Here is a 9165-nt window from a genome sequence, read left to right as displayed (position 1 = left end):
ATGACCCAGCCAAAAGGCGCGGGTAGGGTTGAGTTCACAGGTCATGGTGATCTCCAAAACCAACAAGAGATCATTAGTGTGAAGAGGCGTAATTAGCTTGAGTAGATGGGTTTGGTGGCTCGCTTACAAGGCAAAGCCCTGGCTTTGGGCAGGGGCGGCGACCTGCCAGATAGAGGCATCGGGCGGTATAATCGTTGGCCACAGGCTAATGCCCAGACCGCTGTAGCCTAAAAATACCAGCGCCAAGACCAACACAAAGGGCAGGGCGGTGTCTTGAAAGGCGATAGCACGCCATAGCCACCAACCTACCAGCATGACTAACAGCGGTACCGGTAAAAACCACAGCAGGTTGGGTAGCGAAAACCAGCGGGCGGCAATATTCGGGTAAGCCAGCGGTGTCCATACACTGACCAGGGCGATCATCACCAGCAGCCCGAGCATCAACGGTTTGGTGATCCGGTACATCCGCTGTTGCAGGGCGCCTTCGGTTTTCATAATCAGCCAGGTGCTGCCCAGTAGCGCATAGGCAAACAGCAGGCCGATGCCGCAAAACAGCGAAAAAGGCGTGAGCCAGTCCAACGCGCCACCGCTGAAGTGAACGCCATCGAAGGCGATACCCTGAATATAGCCGCCCAAGGCAACCCCTTGTGCAACGGTCGCCAGCAGCGAGCCGCCAATAAAGGCTTTGTCCCACACATGGCGCCGCTCGGGGGATGCTTTGAAGCGAAACTCAAAGGCGACGCCACGAAAGATCAGCCCCAACAGCATCACGATCAGCGGAATTGCCAGCGCTTCCAGCACCACCGCATAGGCGAGGGGGAAGGCGGCGAATAGCCCCGCACCGCCAAGCACCAGCCAGGTTTCGTTGCCGTCCCACACCGGGGCAACCGTATTCATCATAATGTCGCGCTCCTGCTCGTTATGCACGCGCAGAAAAAGCAGGCCAATACCTAAGTCAAAACCATCCATGACTACATACATCATCAAACCAAACAGGATGATAATGGCCCAGGTGAGCGATAGATCGATTCCCATAATGCACCCCTCATATCTATTAGTGAGTTGTCTGCGTTTCGTTAGCCGCCGAGAGAGGCCGGGCGGGTGTGCGGTGATGGCCTGGGCCACCTAAGGCGGGCGCAGAGGGATCGCCAGGGCCTTTATTCACCAGGTGCATCATGTAAATAACACCGGTACCGAAGACGGCCAGATAAACCACCACAAAGGCGGTTAAGCTAATGCTGAGATGGACGGCGCTGTGCGCTGAAGCCGCATCGGCGGTTCTTAATAACCCATAAACCACCCAGGGCTGGCGGCCCACTTCGGTAGTAAACCAGCCCGCCAGCAGTGCCACTAGCCCTGCTGGCCCCATGCATAACGTGAAGAGTAGAAAGCGGCGAGACTCAAATAGCCGCCTTTTGACGCGCAGAGTATTGCCCACGATGGCAAGCACAATCATCAACACCCCCAGCCCCACCATCAGCCGGAAGCTCCAGAACACGATGGTCGAGTTGGGGCGATCTTCTGGGGCGAACTCCTTAAGCGCGGGAATTTGTTCGGTCAGGCTGTGCTGTAATAGCAAGCTGCCCAGCACGGGGATTTCCAACTTGAAACGGGTCTCTTCACCCGCCATATCGGGCCAGCCGAATAGAATGAGCGGAGTAGGTTCACCGCTGCTGTTATCCCAATGCCCTTCGATAGCGGCGATCTTGGCAGGCTGGTGCTCCAGGGTGTTAAGGCCGTGCAAGTCACCCACTACGGCCTGCAGTGGAGCAGTGATCGCTAGCATGAGCAATGCCATGGAGAGCATGGTGCGCACTTCAGGCGACGGTCTGCCTCTTAGCAACAGCCAGGCAGCAGAGGCCGCGACAAACAGCGCCGTGCTTAAAAAGGCCGCTAGCGCCATATGGGCCAGGCGATAGGGGAAAGACGGATTGAAGACAATCTTCATCCAATCAACGGGGATCACCACACCGTTGACGATGCCGTGGCCTTGCGGGGTTTGCATCCAGCTATTGGAAGAGAGAATCCAAAACATCGACACAAGGGTGCCCAGCGCGACCATGCAGGTCGCAAAAAAGTGCAGGCCCCGGCCGACGCGCTCCCAGCCAAAGAGCATGACGCCCAGAAAACCGGCTTCCAAAAAGAAGGCCGTGAGCACTTCGTAGGTGAGCAGAGGCCCCGTGACGCTGCCCGCAAAGGCGGAAAAGCCACTCCAGTGAGTACCGAACTGGTACGCCATCACAATGCCCGAGACCACGCCCATGGCAAAATTGACGGCAAATATTTTTGACCAGAAGTGGTAAAGGTGACGATAGGTATCCCGCTGGGTCTTTAACCATAGCCCTTCCAACACGGCCAGGTAGCTGGCTAAACCGATGGTGATGGCGGGAAAAATAATATGAAAGGAGATGGTAAAGGCAAACTGCACCCTGGCCAGATCAATGGCCGCGATTCCGAACATGGCGCTTCCTCCGCTGACAGCCACTGTCTTAACTAAATAGTGGGCCGGTATAGCCGCTGTGTGGCTTCATCGGAACAGTCTATCTTTCGCTGTGTTTCATAACAGACTCAGTTTTTCACTAAAAAACCGGATCAGTCGAAAGGAGATGGCGTTTGGAGTACCCGCTAAAAGAGGCTTAATAACCTGCCTAGTGTTTCCATGCCGCGCTCACTGCTAGGTGTCCAGGGGTGGCCGTAACTCAGGCGCACGCAGTGGCGAAACTGCTGGGTCGCGGAAAAGATTGGGCCCGGCGCTAAGCTAACGCCATGGTCGAGCGCCGTATTGAATAGCCGCAGCGAATCTACCTGCTCGGGAAACTCCACCCATAAAAAGTAGCCGCCCGCAGGACGGGTGATGCGAGTATTGGCAGGAAAGTAGCGATCCGCCGCTGCCAGCATGTTGCCTTGTTGGGCTTCCAGAGCATGGCGGAGCTTACGCAAATGACGGTCATAACCGCCATGCTGCAAATAGTCAGCGATGGCCGCCTGAGCGGGCACGGAAGGCGAGATCGTCGTCATTAGTTTTAGCCGCGAGATGGCCTGAGCATAGCGACCGCCCGCTACCCAGCCCACCCGGTAGCCCGGCGCTAAGCACTTTGAGAAAGAGCTGCAGTGGATGACCAGACCCTCATCATCGAAGGCTTTGACTGGCGCGGGTGGCGTGCTGCCAAAATACAGCTCGGCATACACATCATCCTCTAGCATCGGCACTTGGTGCTGTTTTAGCAGCTGATAAAGCGCTTGTTTGCGCCCTTTACTCAGGCTGGCGCCGATTGGGTTTTGCAGATGGCTCATAAACCAGCAGGCTTTGATCGGAAGCGTCCCTAGTCGCTCTGCCAGTACCTCCAGGTCGATACCCTCCCGTGGGTGAACGGGTATCTCCACCGCGCGCAGTTTCAAGCGCTCCAACACTTGCAGGCTGGCATAAAACGCTGGGGACTCGATCGCCACCAGGTCGCCTGGCTCGGTAACGCACTGCAGGGCTAGATTAAGGCCCTCCATCGCGCCGTTGGTAATCACCAGCTCTTCCATCGGCAGTTGAATGCCGCCCAGCATGTAGCGCAGGGCAATCTGCCGACACAGATCGGTATGCCCGGTGGTCATGTCAGCCACCACCTGTTGGGGCGAAAGCGCCCGTAACCCCCGCGTCATACTGATACTCAAGCGCGAAAGCGGAAACAGCTCAGGACTGGGAAAGGCCGATCCAAAGGGCACCGTGCGGTCATCCTGAAGCGAGCCAAGCACCGAGAACACCAACTCGCTGACTTCTACCTCTGCTGGGTCGGTGGGCTGCAGCGTTACACGCGGTTCGTCCAGCAGACGCCGGGCGTGTTCACGCACAAAATACCCCGAGCGTGCCCTTGCAGTGATAAGCCCACGGTTCTCAAGTAAATAGTAAGCCTGGAACACCGTAGAAGGGCTAATGCCGTGATGGCGGCTAGCCTGGCGCACCGAGGGGATTCGTTCCCCTGGGCCAAGCACACCTTGGCGAATCAGCGTCGCTATCTCATCGGCAAACTGTTCGTAGCGTTTCATGGGATAAACCGTCGGTGCATTGAGTAAAACGCCCGAATGCTCCATCACAGTGTTAGCTGGCACAGCGCGCCTCTCTGCTGATAGAAAGCACCACTGTGCCGCATGTGCGAAGCGTAAAACAGGCTCAAATATAGTAATAAACAGCATATCAGAAAGCAGCTGTATGAGAGGCTAGTGCTAACTGATACGCCTTATTTCTCTAAAACTGCATCTGTTTGTGCCATCCCTGTATGAGCATAGTAGCGGCTAACTTAAAAGTCGCGCCTTCTAACAAATGCTTAATCATCTACCTCGCGACGCCCCTCGACCGCATAAACCACCATTCTTTCTTTTTTGGATATCGGTATGACGCAACGCATTCCACTGCAAGACCTGACTACCGAGGCGGCGGTTGAACACCATACGCCTCCGTCTAAGTCGACCAATTCTCAGTCTCCCAGTAGCAAGCCACCGAAGCTCGGGCATATTTATGTGCGAGAAATAAGCGGCTTTTTTCAGCGTATCCGGCGCTTTTCTAACTGGCTGTTGATGGCGCTCTATTTCGGCTTACCGTGGATCAATTGGGGTGATCGGCCGCTGGTGTGGTTTGACCTCTCAGCCCAGGAGTTCCACCTGTTTGCGGCGACGTTTTACCCACAGGACTTTATCTTGCTCACCTGGATTCTGGTGCTGTGCGCTTTTGGGTTGTTTTTGATCACGGTAGTGGCTGGGCGAGTGTGGTGTGGCTACAGCTGCCCGCAAAGCGTGTGGACGTTTCTGTTTATCTGGTTTGAGCATCGCCTGGAGGGGCCTCGGCACCGGCGCATTCGGCTTGATAAAGCACCGCGTAGTTTGAATACGCTATGGCGCAAAACCGCCAAACATGCGGCTTGGCTGCTGATTGCGTTGGCAACGGGAATAGCCTTCGTTGGTTACTTCACGCCGATAAGAGCGTTAGTGGTGGATATGTTTACCCTGGACATGCACCCTTTAGAGCTGTTCTGGATCGGTTTCTTTACCCTGTTTACCTACTTGAATGCCGGTTGGCTCCGCCATCAGGTATGCCTGCATATGTGTCCCTATGCGCGCTTTCAGTCAGCGATGTTCGATGCTAATACGCTGATTGTTTCCTACGACGCTGCCCGTGGTGAGCCGCGCCGTCACCATTCTCAAAAGGGTGTTGAGGCAACTCGAATCGGTGACTGTATCGACTGTGAACTCTGCGTTCAGGTATGCCCCACCGGTATCGATATTCGTGACGGGCTGCAATACGAGTGTATTGGCTGTGCGGCGTGTATCGATGCCTGCGACAGCGTTATGGCGCGGATTGATAAACCGCTGGGCCTGATTCGTTACACCACCGAGCGTGTTCTGGAAGGTAAAGCGACCCGTTTTTGGCGCCCCCAGCTGTTGGCTTATACGGCGGCGTTATTCTCCATGGTGGTACTGTTAGTCGGTTTCTTGAACGCCCGGGTGCCCATTGATGTAGAGATTGCCCGCGACCGTCAGGCATTGTTTGAAAGCACGGTAGAGGGTCGCATTATCAATTACTACAACGTGACGCTGCGCAATCAAGATGGCCAAACCCATCATTACGCGGTATCAGCCTCGGGGTTGCCAGGGCTTCGTCTGCAGGGAGTGGATACCTTAGAGGTGGCGGCGTTTGAAACACGCAGCCTGCGTCTAGCACTCACCGCCGATGCGGACAATCTTTCACAACCTAGCCATCCCATCGAACTGCGCTTTATCGCATTAGATAACCCTTCCATCACGAAGGTCAGTGAAACACGTTTCCTGGGGCCTTCAGGGGAGTAGTGGGTACGGGTAGCCACGATCTAAAAAGCGAAAAAACCTGCGATCAAAGCGAGTAACGATGCAGTAACACTCTGATAGCAGCCCAATGGCTAGTGTGAACCGCGTCAGGCTGACGCTTGCTCCGAGAGCGGTTGTAACGCCGCATCCTGTTGTCGCTGATAAGCTTTGATGCGTTCAACCAAGTATTCAGCGTCAGCCGCCACCCCAGAGAACCTTCCAGAGCCCCAGGTATGCAGCCATGGCAGGCCAATAAAGTAGAGGCCGGGCTGTTGGGTGACACCGCGTTTGTGTATGGGATGGCCCTGACCATTGAATACCGAAGCATCAAGCCAGTGAAAGTCAGGGCGAAAGCCGATGCACCAGATAACGGCGCTAATCCCTGCGTCGACCAGATTTAGCTCGGAACGCTCTTGGTTCGGTTCCCAGCATGGCGTGTACTCGGACGCTGGTGGGGCCTCGATACCCTGGGAGGCGATATAGGCATCAATTCGCTGGTTTATGTTGCAGTAAACACTGTCGGCATGATCGAGGTTGGCTTGCAAATTATCGCGAAAGATAAAGTCCCCATTGCGGTACTCTTCTAATAGCCCGAATAGCTCCATACCTTCGAGAGCGAACTTGCGCAGGTCGATCTCCCGGCCCCCGTCACGTCCTGTGACATAGTGGTTGGTGTTATCTCTTACTCCCTCACGTAATGGGTGCTGATCGACCGACATCTCGTAGTAGCCCATTTCATCAAGCCATTCGACAACATCTTTGCCGCGATATTGACGCGCCACGCGCGGGGCATCACCAGTGGCGAGGAAGACTTTTCGCCCAGCAATGTGCAGGTCTTCGGCAATCTGGGCGCCAGATTGGCCGGAGCCCACCACCAACACCGCCCCCTCGGGTAACTGTTCAGGGCTTCGGTATTCCGCGGAATGTAGCTGGAACAACCGATCGGGCAATCGCTCTGCCATACGTGGAATGATAGGGAGATGATAACCGCCGGAGGCCACCACGATCTGATCCGCGCTAAACTCACCCGCGGAACTCTTCACTGCGTACTTCCCGTTGCTATTCAGACTGACGCGATTAACGGCAACGCCTTCGAGGGCGGGAGGCTGAACCTTGGTGGCAAAGCGGTCAAGGTAAGCGACGACGTCGTCTCGTTTCATAAAGCCTTTAGGATCATCCCCGTCGTAGGGATGATCGGGTAGCTGGCACTGCCAATTCGGCGTCACTAAGGTGAATGAATCCCAACGCGCTGTCTGCCAGCTATGCATTAAGCTGTGTTTCTCTATAACGAGATGGCCGATTGCCTGTTGTTGAAGGTAGTGGCTGACGGATAGCCCCGCCTGACCGCCACCGATGATAATGGCAGAATAGTGCTTACGTAGGTCTTTCATATCGCTCTCTCTTTGCAACGATTGATGAGATGTTTGATGGGCTAGTCGATGCGGATAATTTCGACCATGTCCTGCGGATTATTGCCAAACTGCTGGGCTTTGGCCTTGATAGCCGTCGACTGATCCATGGCACTGGAGCAGAAGAAGCCGAATTTTTGTTCGACGCGCTGGCTGGCCGCCTCTAGGGCTATGTCGGCGCGTTCCACAAAAGCATCGACGCTGAGACGCTCGCCGACCTGGAAGTACTCCTTTAAAACGGTGGAGGGTGAGTAACACTGGTCTTCGCTGCCGTCTGGCCAGCGAACGTGGAAGTGTATGGCTGGCATGCTCAAAGCTCCTGTTGGGGAATGGGCATTTGGGGACGACTCAGTCCGGTTAATGGAGTCGTTGCAAGGTCATGGAACAACTGGCGATCATTGTCGGTTTCTACCCAGAGCTGAGGTGAGGAAACGATCTCGCCGATCTGCGCGGCGGCGATGCCACGGGCACGGAAGCGCTCTAGCAGCATGGGAAGGTGCTCATTATCCGTGGTGAGCAGGTAACCGAAGCTAGGGAAGGTGCATAACCAGTCTTCCCAAGTGACTTTCTCGGGTTTCGGGATAGCGTCAAGGTTAATACTCACGCCTACATCAGCGCTCTCCATGAGCATTAAGGTGGTACCGAGGAGACCGGCCTGACTAATATCTTTAGCGGCGATAGCCAAGCCCGCTTCAGCAATACAGGGAAGTAGTTCGATGTCGCCACGCAAACGCTCAGCGGGCGCCGTTGTGGCCGCGTTCCAATTCAGATAGGGCGCTTGATAGGCGCCGCGCAGGTCGATAGCCGCCACTAATAGCTGCCCAGGCCGCGCCGCAAAACTGCTCAGCAGGCATTGGGCTCGACCCAGGATGCCGACCGCCAATTGCGGCTGATTGGAGCGAAGGTTGGTGTGGCCACCGACGATGGGAATGCGGAAGGTGTCGGCGGCCTCACGCATGCCTTTGGCAATTAGTTCAGCGCTTTCTGGGTCATGGCTCCATAGAGCATTGACGATTGCCTGGGGCCGCCCGCCCATTGCGGCGATATCACTGACGTTAACCATCACCGAACACCAGCCAGCAAACCAAGGATCCTCGGCGACGAAGGCGGTAAGTAGCCCTTCCATCGCCAACAGTGTGTAGCTTTCGCCGCTGGGAATGGCCGCGGTATCGTCGCCGTTGGGATGCCAGCCATCGGGCAGTGCTGTCAGGTTGGGAGCGATCCGCGCGATATCGGCCTTATGGGCAAGACCACTATAGTCGTGCACTTTCTGGAGCAGTTCTGTTAGGTCGAGTCGTTGCTTTTGGCTCATGATGCTTGTCTCAGTGCGGGGGCTGAAAGGATCTTAAGCAGCCCAGGCGCCAGCTCAGCGAGAGGTTGGCGTTGACGCCCAGGCACAACAAAGCCGCTAAGAGGAGAGTGGCAAGGGGGGTAGTGGGTAAGGTCGGCCTCCATTACCACATGAGGTCGATCAAGGATTAGCTCCTTGCCAATGCTTCGCCAGTGCAGCTGTTGAAAAAGAGCCTCATTCTGGGCCTGTACCCGGGCCAAAAAGCGTTGGCAGCCCAATGCATGAGCGCTGGAGACGGCCAGCCGAATCAGCGTGGAGCCTAGGCGGCCTTGGGCGCGGAAGGCTGGGTCAACAGCAAGACGCGAACCATGCCAGAGTCCAGGTTCTGATTCGTGAATACGCACTGTCCCCACCACTTGCTCATACCATCCTCCTGTGCACCCTAAAGCGACGAGTAGGTGGGCTGAGTCATCGATGGCATCTCGGTCGTCCTGATCAAATATTGCCTGCTCATCGCAGAAAACGCGCCGCCGCAATGCCATTGCTTCATCGGTTTCCCAAGGCAGGCTCGCCCACTTGATCCGGTAGTTGGAATAGGCCGAATAGGCGTCGGATGTTGACATCATCGGGCACTCCTCT

The 9165-nt window shown here is 55.8% G+C and carries 8 protein-coding genes; 1 reads left to right on the top strand and 7 read right to left on the bottom strand.

Annotated elements, in window-relative coordinates; genetic code table 11:
* Nucleotides 1-123: 123 nt before the first annotated feature.
* The 3 genes from cydB to mapR all read right to left on the bottom strand — a co-directional run bounded on the left by cydB (nt 124) and on the right by mapR (nt 4035).
* Complete coding sequence (gene cydB / locus E0L35_RS19515; protein ID WP_283241547.1) at nt 124-1035, bottom strand: cytochrome d ubiquinol oxidase subunit II; 912 nt, start codon at nt 1033-1035, stop codon at nt 124-126.
* A gap of 19 nt (nt 1036-1054) precedes the next feature.
* Nucleotides 1055-2461, bottom strand: coding sequence for a cytochrome ubiquinol oxidase subunit I (locus tag E0L35_RS19510; protein WP_138801205.1), 1407 nt, complete (start codon nt 2459-2461; stop codon nt 1055-1057).
* A 164-nt stretch (nt 2462-2625) separates the two neighbouring features.
* The gene (gene mapR / locus E0L35_RS19505) at nt 2626-4035 is read right to left on the bottom strand and encodes a GntR family transcriptional regulator MpaR (RefSeq protein WP_138801216.1); all 1410 of its coding nucleotides are present in this window, start codon (nt 4033-4035) and stop codon (nt 2626-2628) included.
* 345 nt (nt 4036-4380) lie between these two features.
* Between mapR and ccoG the strand changes: the two genes are divergently transcribed.
* Complete coding sequence (gene ccoG, locus E0L35_RS19500) at nt 4381-5829, top strand: cytochrome c oxidase accessory protein CcoG (protein ID WP_138801204.1); 1449 nt, start codon at nt 4381-4383, stop codon at nt 5827-5829.
* A gap of 104 nt (nt 5830-5933) precedes the next feature.
* On the opposite strand, the gene E0L35_RS19495 is transcribed toward ccoG, so the two are convergent.
* Genes E0L35_RS19495 through E0L35_RS19480 form a run of 4 tightly spaced genes read right to left on the bottom strand, consistent with a single transcriptional unit; the run spans nt 5934 to nt 9152 of the window.
* On the bottom strand, nt 5934-7217 hold the full coding sequence (locus tag E0L35_RS19495) for an MSMEG_0569 family flavin-dependent oxidoreductase (RefSeq protein WP_138801203.1): 1284 nt from the start codon (nt 7215-7217) through the stop codon (nt 5934-5936).
* A gap of 41 nt (nt 7218-7258) precedes the next feature.
* Nucleotides 7259-7543: an MSMEG_0570 family nitrogen starvation response protein gene (locus tag E0L35_RS19490; protein WP_022521493.1), complete on the bottom strand. Its 285-nt coding sequence runs from the start codon at nt 7541-7543 to the stop codon at nt 7259-7261.
* Between the two features lie 2 nt (nt 7544-7545).
* Complete coding sequence (locus E0L35_RS19485; RefSeq protein ID WP_138801202.1) at nt 7546-8547, bottom strand: sll0787 family AIR synthase-like protein; 1002 nt, start codon at nt 8545-8547, stop codon at nt 7546-7548.
* Entirely contained in the window at nt 8544-9152 is a 609-nt protein-coding gene (locus E0L35_RS19480; RefSeq protein ID WP_138801201.1) for an MSMEG_0567/Sll0786 family nitrogen starvation N-acetyltransferase, read from the bottom strand. The genes E0L35_RS19485 and E0L35_RS19480 overlap by 4 nt, the downstream gene beginning before the upstream one ends.
* Nucleotides 9153-9165 lie beyond the last annotated feature (13 nt).

It is taken from the genome of Halomonas sp. ATBC28, from assembly GCF_005937175.1.
GTDB lineage: Bacteria > Pseudomonadota > Gammaproteobacteria > Pseudomonadales > Halomonadaceae > Vreelandella > Vreelandella titanicae.
The sequence above is the reverse complement of the archived record's forward strand: the minus strand, read 5'-3'. Positions and strand labels throughout refer to the sequence as shown.

Bases quoted from the DNA above. Each gene is read 5' to 3' on its own strand.
- cydB (WP_283241547.1), bottom strand. From the start codon at position 1,035: ATGGGAATCGATCTATCGCTCACCTGGGCCATTATCATCCTGTTTGGT.
- E0L35_RS19510 (WP_138801205.1), bottom strand. From the start codon at position 2,461: ATGTTCGGAATCGCGGCCATTGATCTGGCCAGGGTGCAGTTTGCCTTT.
- mapR (WP_138801216.1), bottom strand. From the start codon at position 4,035: ATGAAACGCTACGAACAGTTTGCCGATGAGATAGCGACGCTGATTCGC.
- ccoG (WP_138801204.1), top strand. From the start codon at position 4,381: ATGACGCAACGCATTCCACTGCAAGACCTGACTACCGAGGCGGCGGTT.
- E0L35_RS19495 (WP_138801203.1), bottom strand. From the start codon at position 7,217: ATGAAAGACCTACGTAAGCACTATTCTGCCATTATCATCGGTGGCGGT.
- E0L35_RS19490 (WP_022521493.1), bottom strand. From the start codon at position 7,543: ATGCCAGCCATACACTTCCACGTTCGCTGGCCAGACGGCAGCGAAGAC.
- E0L35_RS19485 (WP_138801202.1), bottom strand. From the start codon at position 8,547: ATGAGCCAAAAGCAACGACTCGACCTAACAGAACTGCTCCAGAAAGTG.
- E0L35_RS19480 (WP_138801201.1), bottom strand. From the start codon at position 9,152: ATGATGTCAACATCCGACGCCTATTCGGCCTATTCCAACTACCGGATC.